The following is a 26306-nucleotide window of genomic DNA, read 5'->3' as shown; positions in this document are numbered from 1 at the left end:
TTAACATACCCAACAATAAGATCGCTGAATTCTGCCAGCGGCACCATATCAGGCGCCTTGCCCTGTTCGGGTCTGTTCTGCGCGACGATTTCACGCCTGAAAGCGATGTGGACATACTGGTGGATTTCGAGCCGGATACACATATTGGTTATATTGGACTGGCAGGATTGGAAATTGAGTTGATTGATATACTTGGTAGGAATGTCGATCTGCACACCCTTGAGGGAGTTGAAAGAAGCCGAAACGGGTTGCTCCAGAAGGAGATACTTGGTACGGCAGAGACAGTTTATGAGCAGACGTAATGATCAAGTAGCGCTAACAGATATGCGAAACTACGCGGAGGAAGCGGTCAATTTGCTCGGTGAGGCCAGTTTGGATGACCTTGCAGAAGACAGGGTCATGGACTTCGCGTTGCGGAAGCTGGTGGAGATTGCAGGCGAAGCGGCCACCCGTGTTTCCGAGGAAACGTAGCGACATCAATCCGCGATTCCCTGGCCTCAGATTGTTGGAATGCGCAATCGATTGGTTCACGGATATGACGACATTAGTCTTGAAAGGCTGTGGGACACAATAAAGGACGAACTGCCACCACTTATTGATCAACTCGATTCCATCATCCATGATAGTAAATCGTAATGCCTTCCCTCTAGCGATCAAAGCTGTTCGCTCCCAGCCCTGAACCGAACGACTACTTGAACCACCTATTCAAAGCTCAACGCTCGACATGACGCAAACCCCTATGACCCCCTTCGAAGAACTCGTGGACATCATGGCGAAACTCAGGTCGAAGGGAGGCTGTCCCTGGGACCGGGAACAGACCCACCAGACGCTGCGGCCGTACTTGATCGAGGAGGCCTACGAAGTGCTGGACGCGCTGGACAACGGCGAGGACGGCGACTTCCGGGACGAACTGGGGGACCTGCTCCTCCAGGTCGTCTTCCACGCACAGATCGCCACCGAGGAGCAGCGGTTCGACATTCATGACGTCGCCCGGGCGATCAACGACAAGCTCGTCCGGCGCCATCCCCATGTTTTCGGGGACATCCGGGCGGACACGGCCGACGAGGTGCTGACCAATTGGGAGAAGATCAAGCAGGAGGAAAAAGGCGAGGAAGGCCCAAAGTCGGTGCTGGACGGCCTCCCGGCGGGCATGCCGGCCCTGCTCCGCGCCTACCGCATCCAGGAGAAGGTCGCCCGGGTCAACTTCGACTGGGACGACGTCAAAGCGGTGCTCGAGAAGGTCGGCGAGGAAATCGGCGAGGTACGCCGGGCCCTGGAGCACGGGGACCGGGCGAAGATCGAGGAGGAGATGGGCGACCTGCTGTTCTCCCTGGTGAACCTTTCCCGCCACCTCAACGTGCCGCCGGAGGATGCCCTGAGAAGGAGCAATGACAAGTTCATCCGCCGATTCCGGTTTATCGAGGCCGCTCTCGAACTCAAGGGAGAAAGCCTGGAAAAGGCCACCTTCGAGGAACTGGACGCCCTCTGGGACGAGGCCAAGCGAAGGGAGCCGGATGGCGACGCCGGCTGAATCGGTGCTCCAGTTCGGCAGCGGCCGGTTCCTCCGCGCCTTCGCCGACCTCTTCATCCACGAGGCCAGGCAAGCCGGGCAGGACATCGGCCGGATCGTCGTGGTCCAGTCCACGGGCACCAGGCGGACCCGGTTATTCAACGAACAGCGCGGCCGCTACCGGATCCGCGTACGGGGGATCCGCGACGGCAGGCGGATCGACGAGTCCGTCGAGGTGGAAAGCGTTTCGAGGGCTCTGAGTGCCGCGGAGGACTGGGAAACCGTACTGGCTGCGGGGCGCGACCCGGCCACGGAGTACATCCTCTCCAACACCTCGGAAACCGGGTACGACGTGCCGGAAACGGAGCGGCTGGACGGCGCGCCGCCGGTTTCTTTTCCCGGAAAGCTGCTCGCCGTGCTCCTGGCGCGGTATGAACACGGCGGCGCACCGGTGACCGTCATCCCCTGCGAACTGATCGACGACAACGCCAAGGCGTTGCGCGGGCTGGTCCGTGCACTGGGGCGGAAGCGGCGTCTGGGCGACGGTTTCCTGGGCTGGCTGGTAGAAGGGGTGACCTGGCTGCATACGCTCGTGGACCGGATCACCATCGAACCGCCGCCGGGGTTTCCCAATCCCCACGGCGACGGGCTGCTGGCGCTGACCGAACCCTTCGCCTTCTGGGCCCTGGAGGACCGGCCGGGCGCCGCGCCTTTCATCGAGCACCCGGCCATTACGCGTACGCCGGACGTCCGACCGTACGCGCTGCGCAAGGTGAGGGTGCTCAACGGCGCCCACACGGCGCTGGTATGCCGGGCCATGCCTCTGGGGATCCGGACCGTCCGGGAGGCGGTCGACCATGGGGAAACGGGTCCGTGGCTGCGGGAACTGATGCTGGAGGAAATCGTGCCGGCGCTGCCGGACGAGGTGGAAGACGCCCGGTCCTTCGCGGAGGACTGCATCGAACGATTCCGGAATCCTTTCCTGGACCACCGCCTCGAATCCATCGCGGTAGACCACCAGATCAAGGTAAAGATGCGTCTGGCGCCAACCTTCGAAGCGTACGTCGAGAAGTTTGAACGCAAGCCGCCCCTGCTGTCCGCCCTGCTCACCTGAAAGCGAGTCCTACCCGCATGCCCACTATCGTTCTCGAAAAACCCGGCCGTTTCGTCCTGGAGAATACCCCCGAGCCCACGCCTCCGGGGCCCGGAGAGGTACTGGTTCGCATTCGCCGGGTTGGGATCTGCGGCACGGACCTGCACGCCTTCGAGGGTACGCAGCCCTTCTTCGACTACCCCCGCATTCTCGGGCACGAACTGGGGGTGGAGGTCATCGCGGCCGGCAGGGAAGTGACGCACATCCATCCAGGCGACCTTTGCGCCGTCGTGCCCTACATGGACTGCGGGGACTGCGTGCCCTGCCGCATGGGCAAGACGAACTGCTGCTCGAATCTCGACGTCCTGGGCGTGCACGTGGACGGCGGCATGCGGGACGTCCTGGTGCTCCCTGCCGAAAAGCTGCTGCGTTCCGATGTCATGTCCCTCGAACAGCTGGCCCTGGTGGAAACCCTGGGCATCGGCGCCCACGCCGTGGACCGCGCCGCGATCGAAAGGGGCGAGACGGTCCTGCTCATCGGCGCCGGCCCCATCGGATTATCCGTGCTGACCTTCGCCCTCCTGGCCGGAGCGCGCGTAATCCTGCTGGAGATCAGCGCGCGGCGCATTGAATTCTGCAAGCGTCGCTACGACCTCTTCGAGGTTATCTCCGACACCGCGGACGTGCCGTCAAAGCTGCACGCACTCCTGGGCGGCGAACTCCCGACGGCCGTCTTCGACGCCACCGGCCACGCTGGGTCCATGACGCAGGCCCACGACTACGTCTCCAACGGCGGTCGCCTGATCTACGTCGGCATCACCGGCTCGCGCATCTCCTTCGACGGACCCGCTTTCCACCGGAGGGAGATGACCCTGCTCGGCAGCCGGAACGCCCGAACGGTCGACCTGCAGCGGGTCATCGGGCATATCGAAGCAGGACGGATCGACACCTCGCCCTGGATTACGCACAGGGCCGATCCGGAAGGCATGCTGGTGGATTTCCCCTCGTGGCTCGACCCGGAGAGCGGGGTTGTCAAGGCCGTACTCGAAATGGCCTGATGGGAGGTGGTCCGACGGCGGATCGAACCAGGACGTTTGCCGGGCGCGGAACGCTGATTAACCCGTCCCGGCTCGCTGATTTGCGGGCCACGGCACACTATAGAGAAACTAACGCGTTGTTTATTTCGGCGGCGATACGTATCATGAAAACAACCGAAGGATAGGACGTTTTCGTTTGTCAAATGAGGACAGCGAGTAAAAGGAGCGGAACCATGGACAAGCAGACCCTGATCGATAACCTGAACGGAGACCTGGCCGCCGAACTCGGCGCGATCATCCAGTTTACCGTCTACGCGGCCAAGGCCAGCGGTCCCTATCGGCCCGAACTGGCCAAGTTCTTTCAGGACGAGGTTGCCGATGAGCAACTTCATGCGCAATACCTGGCCGACAAGATCGTGGTGCTGGGCGGCGAGCCCACGACCGTTCCCCGTCCGGTCAAGGTAAGCGATTCGAACCGCGAGAACCTGGAGACCATGCTTGAGGACGAACGCACCATCGTCCGGCGATACGTCCAACGCCGGTCCGAGGCCGAGGAGTACGGCGATTACGGCCTCATGGTCCAGCTGGAAGACATGATCCGGGACGAGAGCAGTCACGCCGAAGAAGTAGAACGCATCCTTCGGGACTGGCCCCTTTAAATCCAACCGCGGCGGCTGAATGCTTCGATTCATCTGGAAATGGTTTATTCGGCTGGCCGTTGCAGCCGTGGTCATAATTGTCGCGGTCCTGGCATACACTTCGATTATATCCCGCCCCATGCCCGAGCATACATTCACGGATACGGACCAACTCCTGGCCATCGCCCACCGCGGCGGCGCGGGACTGTGGCCGGAAAACACCCTATTCGCCTTTCAAAACGCGGTCAGAATCGGTGCGGACGCACTGGAATTCGACGTGCACGCCACCAGCGACGGTGAACTGGTGGTCATCCACGACGCTACGGTCGACCGTACGACCGAAGGCGTGGGCCGGGTCGACGAGATGACCTGGGACGCACTGCGGGAACTGGACGCGGGCTACCGATGGACCGCGGACGACGGCGCGAGCTTTCCGTTCCGGGGCATGGGTTTGCGGGTACCGACGCTGGAAGAGGTACTGAACGCACTCCCCGATTCCCGTATGATCATCGAGCTGAAGGACGTGTCCGATGCCGCCCGGGTCCGTTTCTCCGAGGCAATCGCGCAGTGTTCGTACCCGGAACGGAAGGTCATCGCTTCCTTTCAGTCCGAGAGCGTCAAATACATCCGGGACAACAACCCGGGTATCGCGACATCGTCCACGGCCGGCGAGGTACTCGGCTTCTGGGTGCTGAACTCCCTGAGACTCGGGTTCGCCTTCGTGCCCGGGGGTGAGACGATGCAAGTACCGCCCAGTTTTCAAAATCGGACCCTGGTAAGCTCCCGGTTCGTATCGGGCGCCCACCGGCACAACATGGACGTGTATGTCTGGACGATCAACAAGGAAGCGGAAATGAAACGCCATGTCGATCACGGCGTAGACGGCATCATTACGGACTATCCCGATCGTCTCCTGCAGGTACTGGACCGGTACCCGGAATTGCGGGAACCGGAAAACGGGGAAGGAGAAGCACCGTCACCATGAGCGAACAGCCTATCCTGTCGGTCCGGGACCTGAGCAAAACCTACCCGAGCGGCGGCGGGACGCTTACCGTGCTGCGGGAGATCGATTTCGACCTGATGCCGGGTGACTCCCTGGCGATCATCGGGCCCTCCGGCAGCGGGAAGACGACGCTGCTCGGCCTCTGCGCCGGCCTGGATCGGGCAACTACGGGATCCGTCTCGCTGAACGGCATCGTGCTGGACGATCTCGATGAGGATGAACGGGCCCGCGTACGCAACCGTCACGTGGGCTTCGTCTTTCAGAATTTCCAGCTCATCCCGACCCTCACCAGTCTCGAGAACGTCATGGTCCCGGCCGAACTGCGCGGCGAAAAGGCGGTCTACCGCCGGGCGGAGGAACTCCTGGACCGAGTGGGGCTGGCGGACCGGACCACCCACTACCCGGTGCAGCTGTCCGGGGGCGAACAGCAGCGGGTCGCCATGGCCAGGGCCTTCATCAACCGTCCGGCGCTGCTCTTCGTGGACGAACCCACGGGCAATCTCGACGCCGATACGGCCGCTACCGTGGAAAGCCTGCTGTTCGAATTGAACGAGGAATCCGGTACGACCCTGGTCACCGTGACCCACAACCTCGACCTTGCGCGGAGGACCCGCCGCATCGTCCGGTTGAGCGGGGGCCGCATGGTCGAAGACTACCATCCTGTGCATTCCGATATTCCGGAAGCAGCGTCCCTTTCCCTTACCCCCGATCCTTGAGTCATGAGCGTTCCTCCCGCATCTGATAAGACGCCGGTACGGGCAGGCTGGCTGCTCAGCATGGCCTGGCGGGACAGTCGGACCTACCGGCGCCGCCTGCTCCTGTACATGTCGTCCATCATCCTGGGCACCGCCGCCCTGGTCTCAATCCGTACCCTGGGCGACAGCATGGCGGCCGCGATCGACGTGGAGGCCAAGGCCCTGCTCGGCGCCGACCTCGACATCAACACCCGGACGGCCTTCTCGGATTCGGCCGAAGTCTTTCTCCGGAACCTGGGCGGCGAGCAGTCGCGCCAGTCCAGTTTCGTCTCCATGGTCTCCTTCCCCCGGACGGGCTCTTCACGGCTGTCGAACGTACGGGCGCTCGAGGGCGCGTTCCCCTACTACGGCGTGCTGGAAACGGTACCTCCCGCCGCCGCGGAAGCGTTCAAGACGGACGGCACGGCCCTCGTGGACGACAACCTGATGATCCAGCACGGCGTGGAGGTAGGCGACTCGATCCGCGTCGGGGTGCGCACACTCGAGATCTCCGGCCGCCTGGTGAGCATACCGGGCGAAACCGCGGCCATGAGCACGATCGGCCCCCGGGTCTACATCCCCATGTCGGAACTCGAATCCACAGGGTTGATCCAGCCGGGCAGCCGCGTTACCTACCGGGCCCTGTTCCGGTTCGACGACGGTGTGGATGCCGACGAACTCGCGGCAACATACGGCGCGGACACCGCGGCCAAGTGGGGGATGGACTGGGACACCGTGAGGGACCGCCAGGCGGGTCTGGAACGGTCCCTGGGCAATCTCTACCGGTTTCTCAACCTGAGCGGGTTCATCGCCCTGATCCTCGGAAGCGTGGGCGTCGCCAGCGCCATTCACACCTACGTACGGCGAAAACGGAGCACTATTGCCGTGCTGCGCTGCCTGGGCGCGGAGGGGCGGCATACCTTCGCGGTGTACGTCATCCAGGCCGTGGCCATCGGCGTGATCGGTTCCACCATCGGCGCCGCCGCCGGCTATCTCGTCCTCGGTGTACTGCCCTTGCTGATCCAGGACTTCGTTCCCTTCGAACTGGTGGTGGGGTTTACCTGGCTTCCTCTGCTCCAGGGCATGGGTCTCGGGCTGCTCATGGCGTTGTTGTTTGCCCTCCTGCCGTTACTCGCCATCCGGGACATTTCTCCCCTGCTCACGCTGCGCTCCTCCGTCGAAACGCCACGGCGCGCCAACAGGGACCCGCGGCGCATCCTGCTGATCGCCGTGCTCGTGGCCGGTGTCGTGCTCTTCGGCATCAGCCAGACCCGGGTATGGCTGCAGGGCGTGGGATTCGCGGGGGGACTGATCTGCGCCTTCCTGCTGCTGACCCTGGTCGCCCGGAGCCTGATCACGCTGGCCCGGCGCATCGTGCCGGCTAAATGGCCCTATGTCTGGCGGCAAGGCCTGGCCAATCTCTTCCGGCCGGACAACCAGACCGTCACCATGGTCGTCGCCCTCGGGCTGGGCGCCTTCCTGATCACGACGCTGTACCTCCTGCAGTACTCCCTCGTGGGACACATTACCCAGGTCGGCGGCGACCGGCAGTCGAACCTGGTGCTCTTTGACATACAACCCGGTCAGCGGGAAGATATCCTGGAATCGATGCGCCGCAATGAGCTGCCGGTCATGCAGCAGACGCCGGTGGTAAGCATGCGACTGGCGGGCCTGAAGGGGCGGACGATCGCGGAGGTGATGGCGGATACGACGGAAAGGGTATCGCGCTGGCCGTTGCGCCGGGAATACCGTTCGACCTACCGGGCCCACCTGGAAGACGCGGAAACGCTTCTGGAAGGGTCGCTGCAGCCCCGCGCCGACGCCGGTGGGGATTCCGTTCTCGTATCCGTGGAAAAAGGCATCGCCGACCGCCTGGGGCTGAGTATCGGCGACGAGGTCGTGTTCGACGTGCAGGGCGTGCCGGTGAAGACCACCGTTGGGAGCGTGCGCGCCGTCGACTGGCAGCGGATGCAACCCAACTTCTTCATGGTCTTCCCGGAGGGCGTCCTGGAAGAAGCGCCCCAGTTCCACGTGGTCGTGACCCGGATCGATGATCCGCAGGTCTCGGCAAGCTTTCAGCGGGAAACGGTCAGCCGGTTTCCCAACGTGTCCATGATCGACCTGAGCCTCATTCTGAATACCCTCAACGACATACTCGGCAAGGTATCCGTCATCGTCCGTTTCATGGCGCTGTTCAGCGTTTTCACCGGTGTCATCGTCCTGGTGGGCGTCGTGACCAACAGCCGTTACCAGCGGATGCAGGAAAGCGTGCTGCTGAAGACCCTCGGCGGTTCCCGGAACCAGATTCTGAAAATCATGACGATCGAGTACCTGTTCCTCGGCGCGATCGGCGCGTTGACGGGGGTCGTGCTGGCCTTTGCCGCCACGTGGGTCCTGGCCGTCTTCGTCTTCAACATCTCCTACGTGCCGGCCTACATCCCCGTGCTGGCCGTGGTCGGCGGGATCGCGTTGATTACCATCCTGGTGGGCATGGCCGCCAGCGCCGGGATCTACCGCCAGTCCCCGCTGGAAGTGCTTCGGGCGGAAATCTAGACGATCCGGCCGATCAGGGCAGAAGTCCCTTCAAAACCGGCTCGAGTGCTTTCCAGACCAGCTCGGCCATGATCGCGTGCCCTTCCGCGGTCGGATGGATGCCATCCGGCTGATTCAACTCCGGTATGCCGCCGACGCCCTCGAGAATGAAGGGGATCAGCGAGACACGCTCCGATTGCGCCAGCTCCGGGTAGATCTCCCTGAACTCGGTCACAAAGCGCTGGCCCATATTGGGCGGCGCCTGCATGCCGGCGAGTATGATTTTCGTCGCTGGATACCGCTCCCGGACGCGACGGATGATGACCCGCAGGTTCCGGCGGGTGACGCCGGGGTCGACGCCCCGCAGCCCGTCGTTCCCGCCGAGTTCGAGGATGAACACGTCCGGACGGTTCTGCAGCACCCAGTCGATACGGCTCAGGCCGCCCGCCGTGGTCTCTCCGCCCACGCCGCCGTTGATCACCTTGAACGGCCAGCCGAGCCCGTCGATCTTATTCTGCACGAGTTGCGGAAAGGCCTCGTCGGGATCAACCCCGAACCCCGCCGTAAGGCTGTTGCCATAGAACAGCACGGTCATCGGCGCCCCTTCGCCCGACGCGTCCTGCCCGCTGTCCGCCGCGGCGACGGGGAGCAGCCAGATCACGGGGAGCAGCCAGATCACGGGGAGCAGCCAGGTGGGCACTCGTTTATGCATGATGGAATCACTCCGGCAACAATAGAGAAAACACGAAATTACAAGGTTTACCGCTTGACGATACCGGCCGCGACAGGTAGTATGACAGTATAACCCCAGTCCTTCTTCCCTCAAAGATCCATTTCTCCAGAAATCGCCAATTTCAATGCGAAGCAAACCTGCATTTCGCCATCTGCCGGTATGGACCCGGGTCATTACGGCACTCGCCATGACCGGTCTCTTCGCAGCCCTGCTGAACGACTTCGCCATTACCCGCAACGCATCCGCCCGTCTGTACTACCAGGCCGAGGAGACGCCCGAGTGCCAGGTGGGACTCCTGCTGGGTACTTCCAAGTACGCCGAGGGGCACGTAAACCAGTACTACCGCGCACGCATCGAGGCCGCCGCCGAGTTGTTTCACGCCGGACGGGTAAGGGCCATTCTCGTCAGCGGGGATGCGTCCACACAGTACTATGACGAGACTACGACGATGCAGCGGGACCTGGTCGAACTGGGCGTACCGGAAGATTTCATCATGCTCGACTACGCCGGCGTGCGGACCCTGGACTCCGTCTTCCGGGCGAAGAAGGTGTTCGGACTCGACCGCGTCATCGTCGTTTCGCAGCAGTTCCACTGCGAACGGGCGCTTTACCTCGCGGATGCCGTCGATCTCGCCGCGACGGGATTCTGCGCCGAAGACACTCCGTATACCCAGTCCCTGCTGGTGCGCAGTCGCGAAACGCTGGCCCGGGCGATGGCCTTTGTCGACCTGAACATCTTCGGCACCCAGCCGCGATCCCTGGAGCAGGACGAGCGGGCCGCGCGGGCCAGCCGATGAGCACGGACCGCGCGACCGGGCGTTGACATTCCACTTGTCCCGGCCTTCCCCTCCGTATACATTCCGGTTTTTCCTTTTCCGCCGATTATCCAGCCGCATTCCCGCGACACCGCGACCCGTGGAGGTAGGTGTTTGGATTTCGACACGTCGCTCGAGTACGCGCGATATCTGGACCGCCGCGATGACCTGGGCGGGTTCCGGGATCGCTTTCTGATCGACGACCCCGGCCTGATATACCTGGACGGCAATTCCCTCGGTCGGGTTCCCAGGGACGCCGTCTCCCTGATGGACCGGCTGATCCGGCACCAGTGGGGCAGCCGGCTCATACGGGCCTGGAATGACGAGTGGATGGGGCTTTCGAGGCGTATCGGCGGCAAGCTGGCCGGCCTGATCGGCGCCCGGCCCGACGAGGTAATCATCGCCGACTCGACGTCGGTCAACCTTTTCAAGCTGATTGCCGGTGCGCTGAAGGAGCGGCCCGGGCGGCACCGAATCGTAACTGACAGCGTGAACTTCCCGTCCGACATCTATATCCTGAAGGCCGTGGCGGATCTGCTCGATCCCGCGTACGAACTGGTCGTACTCCCCGTGGACAATGGCTTTGCCGTGTCCGAGGAGGCCCTCGACCGGACCATCGACGACGATACGGCCCTGGTGCTCCTCTCCCACGTCATGTACAAGTCCAGTTACATGTACGACATGGCGCGGATCACCGAGATCGCCCACGGCCGGGACGCGATGATCCTGTGGGACCTGAGTCATTCCGCCGGTGTCGTGCCCATGGCTTGCCACGACCTGGGCATCGAACTGGCGGTGGGTTCCACGTACAAGTACCTGAACGGCGGCCCGGGAGCTCCGGCGTTCCTTTACGTCCGCGAAGACCTGCAGGCCAGGCTGGACAATCCGATTTCAGGCTGGTTCGGCCACCGGAAGCAGTTCTATTTCGATACTGAATTCGAACCGGCGACCGGCATCGACCGTTATTTGACGGGCACACCGTCCGTCCTTTCCCTGGCCATGATCGAACCCGGCGTGGATCTCGCGCTCGAAGCCGGCGTGGAGCCCGCGCGCGCCAAGTCGCTGAGCCAGTCCGAGTACCTGGTCGCCCTCTGGGCGTCTTTACTGGCGCCCCTCGGATTCACGCTGAATTCACCCCGGAACGGCGCACGCCGGGGGTCGCACGTCTCCTTCGGCCATGCTGAGGGATATCGCATCGACCAGGCGATCCGGGAGGAAAAACAGGTGATTTCCGATTTCCGCATGCCCGACAACATCAGGCTGGGCATCGCTCCGCTTTACACGACCTACGAAGAACTGCACACGGCCGTGCACGCGCTGCGCGAGGTCGTGCAGTCCGGTTCATTCCGGCAGTACAGCGCCGTCATCAAGGGAGTTACCTGACGGTGAACGATCCCGTGCAGATCAATATCCCTTCCATCATCTTCAATGGTGCGGGCGCATTCGACGAAGCGGCCCCCCAGGCCGCACGCGCCGGACTGAAAAACGTGCTGGTGGTCTCCGATCCCAACCTCGTCGAACAGGGCTTGCCCGCCCGCATGGTGGACCGGTGCCGCCAGGCGGGCATAGGAGCCTGTGTCTACGGCGACGTGACCCCCGAGCCCACGGACGTGAACGTCGAGGAAGGGCTTGCCCTGCTCAACGAAAACGGCTGCGACGGCGTCATCGCGGTCGGCGGCGGCAGCAGCATCGACGCGGGGAAAGCCATCGCGGTCATGGCCGCCAACGACGGACCCCTGTCCGCATACGCGGGCTATCACCGGACTCCTCGACCCGGCATGCCGCTGTTCGCCGTTCCCACGACGGCCGGAACGGGCAGCGAAATGACCCGGGTGACGGTCATCACGGACACGCGGCGCAACGTGAAGATGATGATCCTGGATGCCTATCTGCTGCCCGCGGCGGCCTTCGTCGACTATACGCTGACCCTGACCATGCCCCGTTCGCTGACGGCCAACGTCGGCGTGGACACGCTGACCCACGGCATCGAAGCCTATGTATCACGCAAGAACGGCACCATAACGGACGCGCTCGCCCTTTCCTGCGTCGACCTCGTCGGCAGGCACCTGGTGCGTGCCTGGAAGCATCCCGGCGACCACGAGGCCCGCAGCGGAATGATGGAAGCCGCCTCCCTGGGCGGCATGGCCTTCGCCAACAGCTCCGTCTGCCTCGTACACGGCATGAGCAGGCCCCTCGGCGCGGTCTTCCATCTGCCCCACGGCCTCAGTAATTCCGTGCTGCTGCCGGCCGTCACCCGGTTCAGTGCACCGGCGGCGCCTGAGCGGTACGCGGTACTGGCCCGGAAGCTCGGCTGGGCGCAAGAGGAGGATGATACGTCCGCCGCCTGTGAACTGCTCATCGATGGTCTGCAGAAACTCAACGACACCGTCGAAATACCCGGACTGAGGGACTGCGGAATCTCCAAAGAGGCCCTGGCCGGCGCACTGGACAAGATGGCTGACGACGCCCTCGCTTCGGGGAGCCCGCAGAACAATCCGCGCGTGCCCACGGCCGACGAAATCAAATCGCTTTACCTGGAAGCCTACTGAAGGGAAGCCGCATGGCGTTTAACACGCTGCTCATCGGGGGCAGGGGGACGATCGGGTCCGGACTCAGGACGTACCTGCCGGAGATGGACGAGAGATACCGCTTCTGTTCCATCGACCTGCCCGGGGCGCCCGACCGGGCCGAGGGCCGCGCCGATGGCCGGTTCGTCGATATGAACATCGTCGAAGAACCGGATCGATTCCGGGCCATGCTCCCGGGATACGATCTCGTCGTCTACCTGGCCCGGCAGGGCGATCTCGCCGCCATGAACGCGATGACGGACCTGGTGTTCGAATCGGTGCTGGACCTGTGCGGTCCGAGCCGTCCGGGCGGTTCTGGCGACCTGGACGGTCCCGGCGGTCCGGGCGGTCCGGACCACCGGCCGATGATCGTGGGTTCGAGTTCCGTGCACGCAGTGGACGACGCCTATCGCTTTTTCGAATCGGGCGCGTACGCGCTGATCGCGGAACGGAGGTTCGATTCGATCCAGGAATGGCCTGATCCGATCTCCGCACGACTGCCCGCCTGCCCGATCAACGACTACGGCCACGAAAAGGCCTACGTCGAGGCCTGGGTGGAACGGGCGGCAAGCCGGGGCTGCGGTGCGGTGGCCACGCGCTGGGGCGGCGTGAACCCCCGAAACACGCCCATCACGGAGGAGCGCGGGTATTTCTCCGTCTGGTGCCACCAGCAGGACGCGGCGGCCATGGTCCACGCGGCGTACACGGCCCATCTCGCCGGCGAGTTACCTACCGCGCGGCACTATTTCGTCATTTCGGACAATACGTACAACATTTTCGACATACAGACGCCGAAGGAAGAGATCGGCTACGCGCCCCGGCACGATGCCGAGACTTTCTTCCGCTGATCACCCTCCGAACGGAGAAATACCCAGACCATGCGATACGATCCCCACACCTACCGCGGTTCGCGGCGCTCAGTCGTCATGGCGCCCCGGGGCATGGTGGCCACGAGCCAGCCGCTGGCCGCCCAGGCCGGCATCGAGATCCTCAAATCCGGCGGCAACGCCATTGACGCCGCCATCGCCGTCAACGCCGTACTCGGCGTGGTGGAACCCATGTCCTGCGGCATCGGCGGCGACCTGTTCGCCATCGTCCGGGAGGCCGAAAGCGGCGGACTGACCGGACTCAACGCGAGCGGCCGGGCACCCTACGCGGCCACGATCGACTACTACGCCGGGCTGGGGCATGAATACATCCCCGGTACAGGTCCGCTGAACTGGTCCGTCCCGGGTTGTGTCGACGGCTGGTCCCGCCTCCTCGACCGCTTCGGAACGATGTCCCTGGGGCAGTTGCTGGAACCTGCTATCTACTACGCGGAGAACGGGTTTCCCGTATCGGACATCATTGCGCGGGACTGGGCGGGATCCACGCCGTTGCTGACGCCGTGGCCCGAGTCCGTACGCGTCTACCTGCCCGGAGGGAAAGCGCCCGAACCCGGCGCGGTGTTCCGGAACCCGGACCTGGCCCGTTCCTACCGCATCCTGGCCGAGGGCGGTCGCGACGCGTTCTACGAAGGCGAAATCGCCGAGGCCGTCGTGGCCTGTTCCCGGGACGTCGGCGGGCTGTTCAGCCCCGAGGATTTCCGGGACCACGCGTCGACCTGGGACGATCCAGTCAGCGTCGACTACCGGGGCTATACGGTCTGGGAACTGCCCCCGAGCGGGCAAGGCATCGCTGCCCTGCAGATGCTGAACATCCTGGAAGGCTACGACCTCGCAGAAACCGGCTGCCTGTCGGCCGAAACGCTGCACCTGCAGATCGAGGCCAAGAAACTCGCCTACGCCGACCGCGCTGTGTTCTACGCCGATCCCGCCTTCGCCGACGTGCCCGTTGAGGCGCTGCTGTCAAAGGACTACGCCGACCGGCAGCGCGCACGGATCGATCCTCGCAGGGCAGCGGTCGACGTCCCGGAAGGCGAACCCATCCTGCGGCACGGCGACACGGCCTACATGACCGTCGTCGACCAGGAACGCAACGTCGTTTCGTTTATCCAGAGCATCTTCCGGGGTTTCGGATCGGGCATCGTGCCGGAGGGCACGGGATTTCCCATCCAGAACCGGGGGCAGCTCTTCTCGCTGGATCCCATGCACCGCAACGCCCTGGCGCCCCACAAGCGGCCCTTCCACACCATCATCCCCGCCATGGTGACCCGGGACGGGCAGCCCTGGATCACATTCGGCCTGATGGGCGGCGCCATGCAGCCGCAGGGACACGTCCAGGTCCTCTGCAGCATGATCGATTTCGGCATGGACGTGCAGGAGGCGGGCGACGCGCCGCGGTTCCAGCACTTCGGTTCGGCCGAACCCACGGGCGCCCCCATGGAGGCCGGAGGAGGCCGGGTCAACGTGGAAGAAGGCATCGAAGAAGGGGCTTTCCGGCAGCTGGAGGAAATGGGCCACCGGATATCGCGTTCCTCCCACGGGTACGGCGGCTACCAGGCGATTCGCATCGACCCGGAATCCGGCATGCTGCACGGCGCGTCGGAGCCCCGGAAAGACGGTTGCGCGATCGGTTATTGACGCCTAGCGCAGGCCCGGCAGCCAGGTCGCAAGCATCGGAGCGTAAACCAGGCAGCCCAGGCAGATGAGCTGGATCACGATAAAGGGCAGAATACCCTTGTAGATATGGCGGGTCTGCACTTCGGGCGGGGCCACCCCTTTGAGGTAGAACAGGGAAAACCCGAAAGGTGGCGTGAGGAAGGAAGTCTGCAGATTCACCGCGATCAGGATGCCGAGCCACAGCAGATCGACGCCGAAGGCGATGAAGATGGGCGTGACGACCGGTACGATGATGTAGGTGATCTGGATGAAATCTATGAAGAAGCCGGCGATGAAGATCATGACCAGGACCAGGGCCAGGAAGGCGTAGGTACTCAGGTTGGCGTCCATGATCAGGCTCGTCATGTACGCGTCGCCCTTCATGCCCCGGAACACCAGACCGAAGGCCTCGGCGCCCACCAGCACGAAGAAGACCATGCACGTGATGTGCGTGCACTCCTTCATGACCTCCTTCAGCGTTTCATAGGAAAACTTGCCCTGGAAAACGGTGAGCAGCGTCGCGCCCAGTGCGCCCACGGCCGCCGCTTCCGTCGGCGAGGTGATACCCGCAAAGATGGAGCCCAGCACGACGGTCATCAGGCCCAGGGGAAGCAGGAAGGCCCGGATGATCTTCCTGAACATGCCGCTTTCGCGGAACGCGGCCAGTTCATCGGCAGGCATGGCCGGAGCCTCGTCCGGTTTGATCAGGGCCACGATGGCAAGCCACACGAGGTACATGCCTACGAGAATCGCGCCCGGTATGACCGCGCCGATGAACATGTCGCCGACCGACACGTTGAGGATGCTCCCGAGCAGCACGAGCACTACGCTGGGCGGTATGATCTGCCCGAGCGTCCCCGACGCGGCGATCGTGCCCGTGGCCACCTGGGGACTGTAGCCCCGCCTGAGCATGGTGGGCAGGCTGAGCAGGCCCATGGTCACGACTGTCGCCCCCACGATGCCGGTGGAAGCGCCGAGCAAGGCCCCCACGATCACCACCGCCACGGCGAGTCCGCCCCGCAGCCGGCCGAAGAGCAGGGCCATGGTCTCCAGCATGTCCTCGGCCAGGCCCGATTTCTCCAGCATGACGCCCATGTAGACGAACAGGGGCACGGCAAGCAGGACGTAATTCGTCATGACGCCCCAGATGCGCAGGGGCAGCAGGTTGAAGAAATCCGCGCCGAAGGTCATCAGCCCGAGGAGTACGGACACGCCGCCCAGCGTAAAGGCGACCGGGTACCCCATCAGGAGCAGCAGGAAGAGGACCAGGAAGAGGATGAGGGGCATCGCTTCGGTCAAACCGCGTCCTCCTCCCTGGCCGATAGCCCTCTCGGGGGCGATTCGTCCATTTCGCCCATGGGATCTTCACCTCCGTGGATGAACCGGTCCAGGGAGCGTGCCGCCAGGGCCAGTCCCTGGAGGAGTATGAGCGAGAACCCGATGGGGATCATGGCCTTCAGGATGTAGCGGGCGGGCAGGCCGCCGGGATCCGGCGAAACCTCGCCGATCCGGAAGGAATTCAGGACGAAATTCTGGGAGCTCCAGATCGCGATCACCGCGAAGGGAAGCAGAAACAGCAGGCTGCCGATGAGATTGACCAGGGCCTGGTTTCGGGGCTTGAAGTTCATATACAGCACGTCCACGCGGACGTGCTTGTTGTGTTTAAGGGCCCACGCCGAAGCGAGCAGGAAGATCACCGCGAAGAAGTGCCACTCCAGTTCCTGCACCGCCACGCTGCTGCTGCGCAGGAAATACCGGGTGAACACGTCGATACAGACGGTCAGGACGAGCAGGGTCGTAAACCAGGAAACGACCGAGCCGACACGTTCGTTCAACCCGTCCACGAACCGTACGAATTTCCGAAGCGCGTTCAATTCCGTGCTCACCTTCCTGGTGGCCGCGGCGCGTGGCCCGGCCGGGCTGGGCCGGGCTAGGTCGGGCTGGGCCGGTCTATCTTCCGCGGGCGCGCCGCATTCCCGTTGGCGATTCGGTTTCCCCGAGGGGAATCACAGGACAAAGGGGTGTTCAATATGCCCCATCGAAACTTAATATACAACCCAAAATACCCGCGCCTTTCATTTTGAATGCCTTCGGCGATGTCGAGCACCGCACCGGGGCTTTACTCTTGTCGCCGATTCCGGTGGATGTATATTGCAACTTGACTTGTATCTATTCGCTTTCCGCAACATCTGGAGACCGCGATATGCCGGAGAAGCCATATACCGTTCGCGCGGCGTCCTGCGACCATCGGACGCCCTACGAAGGCGTCTACGAAACCCTCAAGCGCATCACCGAACCGCTTGCGGAGTCCTGGGCGCGCATCGAGAAAGCCCGGAAGATCGTCATCAAGTTCAACATGATGAAACCCATGGACAACGTCGTCCGATTCAAGGGGCGCCGGCAGGAACTGGTGGACGACGCGGTCTGCAGGGCCGTGCTGCAACTGCTTCGGGAACATACCGATGCGGAGATCTACGCCACGGACACCAATCCCTATGCGCCGGACAAACTTACGCCGGACGAGTTCAATTACGTCCACCACCTCCGGGAATACGACGTCAAGTACGACGACTCGAACCGGCCGCCCTGGGCGGTCTACGAGGTGCCGGGCGGCGGGAACATGTTCGACCGTTATATCCTGAGCGGCGTCTTCGAGGACGCGGACGAAGCCATTTCCGTGGCGAAGATGAAGAATCACTCGTTCATGGGCATCACGCTGTGCATGAAGAATCTCTTCGGGCTTCCGCCCATCGTTCCCCCGGGGGGACGGGTCCGAACGTATTTCCATCATGCGATCAGGCTCTCATACGTGCTTCCGGACCTGGCCATGATCACGAACCCCTGTCTGAACATCATCGACGGACTCGTGGGACAGAAGGGAAGGGAATGGGGCGGCGAAGGGCGCGTGGGCGACGTGCTGATCGCCGGCGATCAGATAACGGCCACGGACGCCTGCGGCGCCTACCTGATGGGGCACGATCCCGCGTCGGACTGGCCGACGCCGCCATTTCGCCGGGACCGGAATCATCTCCTGGTGGCCGCACAGCGGGGTTTCGGCACGGTAGACCTGGACGAAATCGATTTCGAAAGCGATGTCCAAACCCCGGTGGCGCACTTCGATTCGGATCCCGATGAAGCGCCCGCACTGATCCATACGCTGCGGCGCACGGCCTGTGAACAGGGCCTGTTCTACCGCGATCACCGGAACGACATCGTGGACCGTCACCGCGGAGAATTCATCTACATGCAGGAGGGGGAAATCGCCTGGCACGGCGAGGATCCCTCCGTGATCGGCAGCCACCGGTCCTACAGCTCGGCAAAGCCCGGCAGCGCCCTGTGGCTCAAGCTGGTGGACCCCGAGGAGACGGAAGGCGAGCGATTCGAGGTCTACGACCGCTGCCTTTCCGCCCTGTCGGCCTGATTGGAGCACAATCCATGAAAATCGCCATGCTCTATGGCCCAAGAGACCTCCGCATCGAAGATCATGACCTGGATACGGACAGCCTGGGTCCCCACGACCTCAGGGTGGAAACCGTCATATCGGCGCTCAAGATCGGGACGGACCGGGGCAACTACGAAGGCGCGGAGCAGGTGCCCGGAGCACCGGATTTTCCGCGCTGGGTCGGGGACAGCAACCTGGGCGTGATCCGCGGCGTGGGAGACGCGGTCGAAGATTTCGCCGTGGGCGACCGGGTTATCTCCCGGTACCCGCACCAGTCCGAGTTCATCGCGAAGGACGATGAAATGCTCGTCAAGGTCCCCGACGGCGTACATGACGAGGACGCGGTATACGGCCACCTGTACACGCTCAGCGCCCTGTGCTACTACAAGTCGCAGTTCCAGCCCGGCGAGAACGTGGCTGTCGTGGGACTGGGCGTCCTCGGACTCGGCGCCGTAGGACTCGGTCCCTGCCTCGGCGCGCGGACGATCGGAATCGCGAACAGCCCGGTGCGCATGGAAATGGCCGATCGCATGGGGGCGGACGCGACCTTTATGCACGACGACCCCGATCTCGCGGGCAAGCTGAACGACTTCACCCACGGCGAGGGCGTCGACCTGGTCATACTCACGGCCAATCCCTGGCCCGCGCTGCGGACTTCCTGCCAGATCGTGCGCGACAACGGGCGGGTCGGCATCGTGGCCCTGCCCGGCCGGGGCGAACCGCCGCTCGATTTCAACCCCCTGGACATGGAATGGTTCTATGCCAAGGGGATTTCGCTGATCGCGGTCAACGGGCGGGCCGGCTATCTGTTCCCCCCGGAACTGGGCGACCGGAGGGAATGGTCCGCTATGTGCCGCTTCACGCTGGACCTGATGCGCGAGGGCAAGCTGGAACCGAAGCGCCTCGTGACCCACCGGATGCATTATTCCCAGATCAATGAAGCCTACGAGATGATTTACAGGCGTGAAAAGAACATGATGGGCGTCGTCTTCAACTGGAAGGACTGAGAATGACCACCGAGACGCTGATGTCGACAGCGCAGAAAACCGCCTTCGACCGGGACGGCTACTTCATCGCGGAGGCGTTCCTGTCCCCGGACGAAGTCGAATCCATCCGGCTCGAGATTACAGCGATCGTGGACCGATATCCGGACGTCCCGGAGGAACTGGTGCAGATCGAGCCGGCCGTTCGCCGCGGTGCGGTAACACCCGAATCCATGGAGCTGGGGGTGAGGAAGCTGTTCCGGATGACCCGCCACAGCGAGCTGTTCCACGCACTGGCCCTCCATCCCAAAATGGTGGGTATGGCTCTCGAACTGATCGGACCGGACGTTGCCCTGTTTCAGAGCATGCTGCTGATGAAACCGCCCCGGTTCGGCGGCCAGAAGGTCTGGCACCAGGACAATGCCTACTTCCGCCTGGAACCCAACGATGTATTCGGATTCTGGATCGCGCTGGACGACGCCGACGTGGCGAACGGATGCATGCACGTCATACCGGGGTCGCACCGCGCGGGGATTGGAGAACACGGGGGTGTTGCGGACGATTACGGGCTGGCTTCGGCGCCCACGGCGGACGACGCGGTGGCCTGTGTCATGAAGTCCGGGGACGCCCTCGTTTTCCACGGCGAGACCTACCACTACACGCCGCCGAATATGTCCGACCGCCGCCGGAGAGCGCTCCAGTACCACTACGCTTCCACGCACTGCCGGTCTTCGAAAGACAGTCCGTTCAAGTCCACTGAGCCCGAGGTTATTGTGGCGGGGGCGGGGGCGGGCGCACGTCCACCTGAAGGGTGACGATATCGGTATCGTGGTATTGCTGGTGGTGCACCGACGAAGCGTAGTGTCTTAAGAGACGTAACGATATTTCCAATTCCTCCGGCGTCTCCACGGCTCTTTCGTCCCCGAGCAGCTCGATTCTGTCCTGCAGGTTTCCCTCGCCGGTCGCCGCGACCAGTTCGAGGACCGCGCTTTCGCCCTCCCGGTGCGCGACCAGGAGCAGCCGCCGGGGCTGGCTGTGCTCACCGTCCCGCGGAATCAGCGCCAACAGCGTTTCTTCGCTCGCGGCCATAAGCCGGTCCGCCGTCCCCTTGTCCCAGCCCTGGCGACGGGCGAATCCTTCAAGAAACGCACGGATCTTCGGCAGTGCCGCAAGATCGAAGTCCGATTCCATCCGGTGACGACGGGGGGAGGTGATTTCCAGGAAAAGCGTCATGAGTATCGCGGTCAGTCCGCCGGCCGTCATGCCGTTCCGCAGGAGTCCGCCCGCGAAGTCGGAGACCAGCGCGGGAAAGATCGCGTCATTCTGAAAACCGACACCGATCCAGAAACCCACCCCTACGACCAGCCCCTTCCGGTAGTCGATCCCATCCTGCAAGACCAACTTCATGCCGATGACGAACAGCATGGAAAGCAGCACGATCAGAAAGCCGCCGGCCACGGGATCCGGAATGGCGAGGACGACCGCCAGGAACTTCGGGATAAACGCGACCATGACAAAGGCCAGCCCCACGACCACGCCGACCATGCGGGAAGCCACGCCGGTCAACTCGGTCACCGCGATGCTTGAGGAATAGGTCGTATTAGGCACTGTGCCCATAAGACCGGACAGGAGGTTGCCCAAGCCGTCCGCGGCCACGGCGCCCTGCACGGCCCGGTAATCCACCGCCCGGGGCCTGCGCCACGAAACGCGCTGGATCGCGACCGAGTCGCCGATCGTTTCCACGGCGCCGACCAGCGTTACGAACATGAAGGCGGGGAGCAGCGCCCAGAAGGCGGGACCGAAAGAGATATCGATGCCCGGCCAGCTCCCGTCCGGAAGACCCAGCCAGGATGCGGCGGCTACCCGTCCGGCATCGTACAGGCCGAAGTATCCGCCCACGATGGACCCCGCGGCGACGCCGATCACGGGCGCCCAGAGGCGCAGCGACGACTTCGCCTTCAATGCGATGCCGAGGGTGACCAGCACGGTGGCCAGGGCCGTGACCGCAGCGGAGGAGGACGGCATGCCTTCCGGTACCCGGTTCAGCATGTTGAACGCGATGGGCATCACCGTGACCGAGATCAGCATGATGACCGTCCCGGAGACCGCCGGCGTCAGAATCCTACGCAACAGGGAAAGGCGTGCGGACAGCAGGAACTGGAACAGCGACGAGATGATGATGAGCGTCGCCATCAGCGCGGGGCCGCCTTGCGCGAGCGCCCCGATGCAGACCGCGATAAAGCTGCCCGACGTACCCATCATGAGTACGTAGCCCGCGCCGATGCGGCCGACTCGAATGGCCTGAATAACCGTGGTCGTGCCGCTGATCGCCGCCGCGGCGAACACCCCCCAGGTCAGGAAGGATTCGCTGGCGCCGCCGGCCCGGCTCACGATGGCCACGGTCAGGACCACACCCCCAACCGTAAGCAAGGCGATCTGGAGTCCGAGTCCGATGGTCAGGAGAAGCGGTGGACGTTCGTCCGCTTCATAACGAACGCTTGACTGGCGGGCTGAGGCATCTGTGTTCATGCAGGGTCCTGTTCAGATTAAGTGCTACGGCCTTGTAGCAGGGACTTGGATCGGTCTGCCGACCGAGGAATGGGAATGCTCACGAGCACTGGAATTACGCACGAAATTAGCAAAATAAAGGCACGTGCCATCGAGTCAAGGCATTCCATAAGGAGCAACGCCTGGTGAAACGCCTGGTGAATCACAGGGCGTGCCGATCGGTCCGCTACCGACGTGATGCGTCCGGATCCGGCTGCCGGACATCGACCTCGAGGGTGATGATGTCCGTGTCGTGGTACTGCTGATGGCGGACCGAAGTAGCGAAGTGCCTCAGGAGGCGCAGAGACACATCCATTTCTTCGGGTGTTTCCACGGCTCGAGCGTCGCCAAGCAGCTCGATCCGGTCCTGGAGGTTGCCTTCGCCGGTGGCCGCGACGAGTTCCAGGATCGCGCTGTAGTCCTCGCGACGTACGACCAGGAGCAGCCGGCGGCGCTGGCCGGTCTCGCTATCCCGTGGACTCAGCGTCAACAGCGTTTCCTCGCTGGCGGCCACGAGCCGGTCCGCCGTCTCCTTGTCCCAGCCCTGCCGGGCGGCGAATGCCTCCAGAAAAGCCCGAATCTTCGGCAGCGCCGCGGTATCGAGGGCGGTCTCCATCCGGTACCTTCGGGGAGCGGCCAGTTCCAGAAACAGCGTCATCAGGATCGCCGCAAGCCCGCCTGAAGTCATCCCGTTCCGCAGGAAACCGCCCGCGAAGTCGGCCACCAGCGCGGGATATATCGCGTCGTTTTGAAAACCCACGCCGATCCAGAAGCCCACCCCGACCACCAGCCCCTTTCGGTAGTCGATCCCGTCCTGCATGACCAGCTTCATGCCAATGAGGAAGAGGATAGCCAGCAACACGAGCAGGAAACTGCCGACGACCGGATTCGGTATGGCGAGGACCACCGCCGGGACCTTTGGCACAAACGCGACGAGGATGTAGATCACCCCCACGACCACCCCGACCATGCGGGAGGCCACACCGGTCAGTTCCGTTACCGCGATGCTTGAGGAATAGGTGGTGTTGGGTATGGTGCCCAGCAGACCGGAAAGGAAATTCCCCGTGCCGTCCGCGGCCAGGGCGCCCTGCACCGCCCGATAGTCCACGGCCCGGGGCCGGCGCCACGATATGCGCTGAATCGCGACCGAATCGCCGATCGTATCCACGGCGTCCACCAGCGTTACAAACAGGAAAGCGGGCAGCAGCGCCCAGAAGGCCGTACCGAAGGAGAGATCGATACCCGGCCAGTGGCCGTCCGGTAATCCGAGCCAGGGCGCGGCGATCACGCGCTCCGTGTCGTACAAGCCATAGTATCCGCCGACGAGGGACCCCGTGACCATGCCGATCACCGGCGCCCATAGCCTCAGCGACGACTTGGCCTTCAACGCGATGAATATGGTCACCAACAGGGTAGCGAGCACCGTGGCGGGTGCGGACGTTTCCGGAAATCCTTCGGGAACATCACCCAGCAACCTGAAAACGACGGGCGTGACCGAGACCGGGATCAACATGATGACCGTACCCGTAACGACCGGCGTCAGGACCCGGCGCAGCAAGGAAAGACGGACGGAAAGCAGGAACTGGAAGAGCGACGCGACGATGATGAGGGTTGCCATCAGCGCAGGACCGCCCTCCAGCAGCGCCGAAATGCTGATCGCGATGAAACTGCCGGACGTGCCCATCAGGAGCACATAGCCTGCTCCGACGCGTCCTACGCGCAAAACCTGGATGATGGTGGTCGTTCCGGTGATCACCGCGGCGGCGAAGACCGCCCATGCAAGGTAGTCTTCACCGGCGCCTCCGGCACGGCTCACGATGGCCACTTTCAGGAACACGCTTCCGACGGTAAGCAGGGCGAACTGGAGACCAAGTCCGATGGCCAGGAGAAACGGAGGTCTTTCGTCCGCCTCGTTTCGAACGCCGGACTGGAGGTCTGTGGTATTGTTGTCGATGGACCCTCAAACCCGGTCGAGCACCCGCTGCCATGCCTCGTGTCCGGTGGCGACCTTCTCCGGATGGGACCGGCTGCGGGCGATAAAGCCCGGTACCTCGTCCCTTCCCGTGGGCTTGCGCCAGTCGCTGTACCGGATATCCAGGCTCCATCGTATGTGATCCGAGAAATTCGGCGCGGATCGGTGTACCGTGGTGTGCTGCAAAAGGAGCACGCCGCCCCGGGGAATGGGACAGGATACCCGCTCGCCGGCGGGCAAAGCGCCGGGATCGATGTTCTCGGGTGAGTCCTCGAAGGGCAGGCGTTCACTGCGGTGACTGCCGCGGATGACCTCCAGGCAGCCGTTGCGTTCGTTCGTATCCACCAACGGCAGCCAGAAATTGACCATGAAAGTCTGCATCACGTCCGGTTCCAGGAACCCAATGTCCTGGTGCCAGTCCACGACCGACGTCCTGTCCGGAAGCTTGGCCCGGGAGTTGAACTGGGGATGGACGAGGATCTCCGGGCCGATGAGGGATTCGACCACGTTCAGGATCCCGGGCAGGGTCATGACGTGAAACATTCCCGCGGTCTTACGCTTTCCCAGTACGGCCTCGTGCAATTCCCCGCACTGGCCGTCCATGGCCTCGTGGATCCGGTTTAGCCTCCGTTCGAAGGGCTCGTCCACAAACCGTTCCGGCAGCCGCCCTTCCGCGTGGTACCGCTCCGCCCAGGTATCGACGACCTCGTTCAATTCCGCGATCAAGGGATCGAGCGAAGTGGGGTCGAACAGCCTTTCAATCGGCAGGAAGCCGTCTTCAAGATACTGATTGATCTGGTGGTCCGTCAGACCGCTCGCCATGACATGCATCCTCGAAGTGGCGGGACCAGGTTAGGTTCGGTTAAGTCCATTGATGGGACAAAACGATATGATTATACTTTGCAAATGTCAATGACTTGGGCGCTGACCGGTATCAGGACCGTCGCGTCCCTTTGAAACCGATTTCGGAGGTTTACCATGGCTTTCGACCTGGTGCTGTCGGGCGCGACGATCATCGATCCCTCCCAACAGAAGAACGGAAAAGGCGACGTCGGGATCAGAAACGGCAAAATAGTGGCGGTTTCCGATCGTATTGAAGCCGGTGCATCGACGACCATTGACGTATCGGGAAAGTACCTTACGCCCGGCTGGATCGATCTTCACGCCCATGTTTACGCCGGCGCCACGACCTTCGGCATCAAGGCCGACGCCCTCTGCCTGGCGACCGGCGTGACCACCATCGTGGACGCCGGAAGTCCGGGATGGACCAACCTGCGCGGATTTCTCGAGTTCATCGTCGAACCCTCCCGGACCGAAGTGCTCACCTTTGTCCATATCAGCAGTATCGGGCTCCTGAATTCCATGCGCGGCGAGATGGAGGACATTAAAAACGCCGATCCCGAGCGTACCGCCCGGGTCATTTCGATGTGGCCGCGTCACTGCGTCGGCGTCAAGGTCCGGCAGGGGGCGTTCCAGGTGGGAAGCCACGGCGTGGAGCCGCTCCGGCGGGCCGTCGAAGCCGCCGAGATGGCAGACACCCGGGTAATGGTACACATCGACAGGGGCGTTGCCCTGCCGGATATTCTGGAGCTGCTACGTCCGGGCGATGTTGTGACCCACTGCTACCAGGGCAAGGGAGATCATATCCTCGGCGACGACGACCGGGTGATTCCCGAGGTATACGAAGCCAGAGAACGCGGCGTGTTCTTCGACCTGGGCCACGGCGCCGGGAGTTTTCATTACGGCATCGCCAAAAGGGCGGTCGAACTGGGTTTCCTGTCCGACGTGATCAGTACCGACCTGCACGTCTACAGCCTGAGATCGCCGGTGTACAGTCTTCCTGAAACGGCATCCAAACTGCTGAACATGGGGCTGGATTTCGAGGAGATCGTCCGCCAGACGACATCAAATCCCGCGGGAGTACTGAACCGATCAGATGATATCGGTACGCTGAAGAAGGGAAGCGTCGCCGACATCGCCGTTTTCGACCTGGAAGAAGGCCGATTTACGTTTACCGATGCCCACGGACGGCAGGAAAGCGGGCCCAGCATGATCACCCCGCATCTAACCGTACGGGCCGGACAGGTGTATTATCCGGACGACGTTAGAGACGAGGTGGCCGAGACCGAGCGCCGCGCCGAAGAAATGGTGGGGATCACCG

Annotated in this window: 24 protein-coding genes; 18 read left to right on the top strand and 6 right to left on the bottom strand. The window is 63.1% G+C overall.

From position 1 onward, the window contains the following. Positions 1 to 5: 5 nt before the first annotated feature. From F4Z81_15230 to F4Z81_15190, 9 genes are all read left to right on the top strand, one after another. Complete coding sequence (locus F4Z81_15230) at positions 6 to 302, top strand: nucleotidyltransferase (GenBank protein ID MXW06400.1); 297 nt, start codon at positions 6 to 8, stop codon at positions 300 to 302. Positions 303 to 510: 208 nt separating this feature from the next. After that, positions 511 to 636, top strand: a complete 126-nt coding sequence (locus F4Z81_15225) for a DUF86 domain-containing protein (protein MXW06399.1) — start codon at positions 511 to 513, stop codon at positions 634 to 636. A gap of 103 nt (positions 637 to 739) precedes the next feature. Continuing rightward, positions 740 to 1531, top strand: coding sequence for a nucleoside triphosphate pyrophosphohydrolase (gene mazG, locus F4Z81_15220; protein MXW06398.1), 792 nt, complete (start codon positions 740 to 742; stop codon positions 1529 to 1531). After that, positions 1515 to 2624, top strand: coding sequence for an altronate dehydrogenase (locus F4Z81_15215; protein ID MXW06397.1), 1110 nt, complete (start codon positions 1515 to 1517; stop codon positions 2622 to 2624). Before mazG ends, F4Z81_15215 begins: the two co-directional genes overlap by 17 nt. 17 nt (positions 2625 to 2641) lie before the next feature. Then, positions 2642 to 3661 (top strand): zinc-binding alcohol dehydrogenase family protein, encoded by a 1020-nt coding sequence (locus F4Z81_15210; GenBank protein MXW06396.1) that lies wholly within the window; start codon positions 2642 to 2644, stop codon positions 3659 to 3661. Between the two features lie 212 nt (positions 3662 to 3873). Next, positions 3874 to 4299 (top strand): ferritin-like domain-containing protein, encoded by a 426-nt coding sequence (locus tag F4Z81_15205; GenBank protein ID MXW06395.1) that lies wholly within the window; start codon positions 3874 to 3876, stop codon positions 4297 to 4299. A 19-nt stretch (positions 4300 to 4318) separates the two neighbouring features. Further along, a complete protein-coding gene (locus tag F4Z81_15200) occupies positions 4319 to 5263 on the top strand; it encodes a glycerophosphodiester phosphodiesterase (GenBank protein MXW06394.1) in 945 nt (314 codons plus the stop codon). Beyond that, positions 5260 to 5997 (top strand): ABC transporter ATP-binding protein, encoded by a 738-nt coding sequence (locus F4Z81_15195; GenBank protein MXW06393.1) that lies wholly within the window; start codon positions 5260 to 5262, stop codon positions 5995 to 5997. The genes F4Z81_15200 and F4Z81_15195 overlap by 4 nt, the downstream gene beginning before the upstream one ends. 3 nt (positions 5998 to 6000) lie before the next feature. Next, positions 6001 to 8568, top strand: coding sequence for an FtsX-like permease family protein (locus F4Z81_15190; protein ID MXW06392.1), 2568 nt, complete (start codon positions 6001 to 6003; stop codon positions 8566 to 8568). Between the two features lie 13 nt (positions 8569 to 8581). Here F4Z81_15190 and F4Z81_15185 read toward each other — a convergent pair whose 3' ends face one another. Beyond that, complete coding sequence (locus F4Z81_15185; protein MXW06391.1) at positions 8582 to 9259, bottom strand: arylesterase; 678 nt, start codon at positions 9257 to 9259, stop codon at positions 8582 to 8584. A gap of 145 nt (positions 9260 to 9404) precedes the next feature. Between F4Z81_15185 and F4Z81_15180 the strand changes: the two genes are divergently transcribed. The 5 genes from F4Z81_15180 to ggt all read left to right on the top strand — a co-directional run bounded on the left by F4Z81_15180 (position 9405) and on the right by ggt (position 15183). Further along, positions 9405 to 10076, top strand: a complete 672-nt coding sequence (locus F4Z81_15180; protein ID MXW06390.1) for a hypothetical protein — start codon at positions 9405 to 9407, stop codon at positions 10074 to 10076. A 132-nt stretch (positions 10077 to 10208) separates the two neighbouring features. Further along, positions 10209 to 11477, top strand: coding sequence for a kynureninase (gene kynU / locus F4Z81_15175; GenBank protein ID MXW06389.1), 1269 nt, complete (start codon positions 10209 to 10211; stop codon positions 11475 to 11477). Beyond that, positions 11438 to 12643, top strand: a complete 1206-nt coding sequence (locus F4Z81_15170; GenBank protein ID MXW06388.1) for an iron-containing alcohol dehydrogenase — start codon at positions 11438 to 11440, stop codon at positions 12641 to 12643. Before kynU ends, F4Z81_15170 begins: the two co-directional genes overlap by 40 nt. 11 nt (positions 12644 to 12654) lie before the next feature. After that, positions 12655 to 13509, top strand: a complete 855-nt coding sequence (locus F4Z81_15165; protein MXW06387.1) for a hypothetical protein — start codon at positions 12655 to 12657, stop codon at positions 13507 to 13509. A 30-nt stretch (positions 13510 to 13539) separates the two neighbouring features. Further along, positions 13540 to 15183: a gamma-glutamyltransferase gene (gene ggt / locus F4Z81_15160; GenBank protein MXW06386.1), complete on the top strand. Its 1644-nt coding sequence runs from the start codon at positions 13540 to 13542 to the stop codon at positions 15181 to 15183. Positions 15184 to 15186: 3 nt separating this feature from the next. Here ggt and F4Z81_15155 read toward each other — a convergent pair whose 3' ends face one another. Together F4Z81_15155 and F4Z81_15150 are read right to left on the bottom strand one after the other, a co-directional pair. After that, positions 15187 to 16500 carry a TRAP transporter large permease subunit gene (locus F4Z81_15155; protein ID MXW06385.1) on the bottom strand — a complete coding sequence of 438 codons (1314 nt, stop codon included), beginning with the start codon at positions 16498 to 16500 and terminating at the stop codon, positions 15187 to 15189. Next, the gene (locus F4Z81_15150; GenBank protein MXW06384.1) at positions 16497 to 17075 is read right to left on the bottom strand and encodes a TRAP transporter small permease subunit; all 579 of its coding nucleotides are present in this window, start codon (positions 17073 to 17075) and stop codon (positions 16497 to 16499) included. The genes F4Z81_15155 and F4Z81_15150 overlap by 4 nt, the downstream gene beginning before the upstream one ends. A gap of 329 nt (positions 17076 to 17404) precedes the next feature. Between F4Z81_15150 and F4Z81_15145 the strand changes: the two genes are divergently transcribed. The 3 genes from F4Z81_15145 to F4Z81_15135 are packed head-to-tail and all read left to right on the top strand — an operon-like array spanning position 17405 to position 20441. Next, positions 17405 to 18622: a DUF362 domain-containing protein gene (locus F4Z81_15145; protein MXW06383.1), complete on the top strand. Its 1218-nt coding sequence runs from the start codon at positions 17405 to 17407 to the stop codon at positions 18620 to 18622. A 14-nt stretch (positions 18623 to 18636) separates the two neighbouring features. Then, positions 18637 to 19650 (top strand): zinc-binding dehydrogenase, encoded by a 1014-nt coding sequence (locus F4Z81_15140; GenBank protein ID MXW06382.1) that lies wholly within the window; start codon positions 18637 to 18639, stop codon positions 19648 to 19650. 2 nt (positions 19651 to 19652) lie between these two features. After that, the gene (locus F4Z81_15135; protein ID MXW06381.1) at positions 19653 to 20441 is read left to right on the top strand and encodes a phytanoyl-CoA dioxygenase family protein; all 789 of its coding nucleotides are present in this window, start codon (positions 19653 to 19655) and stop codon (positions 20439 to 20441) included. Here the strand turns inward: F4Z81_15135 and F4Z81_15130 are convergent. From F4Z81_15130 to F4Z81_15120, 3 genes are all read right to left on the bottom strand, one after another. Beyond that, positions 20395 to 22155 (bottom strand): hypothetical protein, encoded by a 1761-nt coding sequence (locus F4Z81_15130; GenBank protein ID MXW06380.1) that lies wholly within the window; start codon positions 22153 to 22155, stop codon positions 20395 to 20397. The genes F4Z81_15135 and F4Z81_15130 overlap by 47 nt on opposite strands. A gap of 205 nt (positions 22156 to 22360) precedes the next feature. After that, positions 22361 to 24127, bottom strand: coding sequence for a hypothetical protein (locus F4Z81_15125; GenBank protein ID MXW06379.1), 1767 nt, complete (start codon positions 24125 to 24127; stop codon positions 22361 to 22363). Positions 24128 to 24133: 6 nt separating this feature from the next. Beyond that, the gene (locus F4Z81_15120) at positions 24134 to 24976 is read right to left on the bottom strand and encodes a phytanoyl-CoA dioxygenase family protein (GenBank protein ID MXW06378.1); all 843 of its coding nucleotides are present in this window, start codon (positions 24974 to 24976) and stop codon (positions 24134 to 24136) included. A 147-nt stretch (positions 24977 to 25123) separates the two neighbouring features. Here F4Z81_15120 and F4Z81_15115 point away from each other — a divergent pair. Then, on the top strand, positions 25124 to 26306 hold a 1183-nt coding region (locus tag F4Z81_15115), incomplete at its 3' end, for an amidohydrolase/deacetylase family metallohydrolase (protein MXW06377.1).

It is taken from the genome of Gemmatimonadota bacterium, from assembly GCA_009835325.1.
Taxonomy (GTDB): Bacteria; JAAXHH01; JAAXHH01; order JAAXHH01; family JAAXHH01; genus JAAXHH01.
This window is presented reverse-complemented; position numbering and strand designations above follow the sequence as displayed.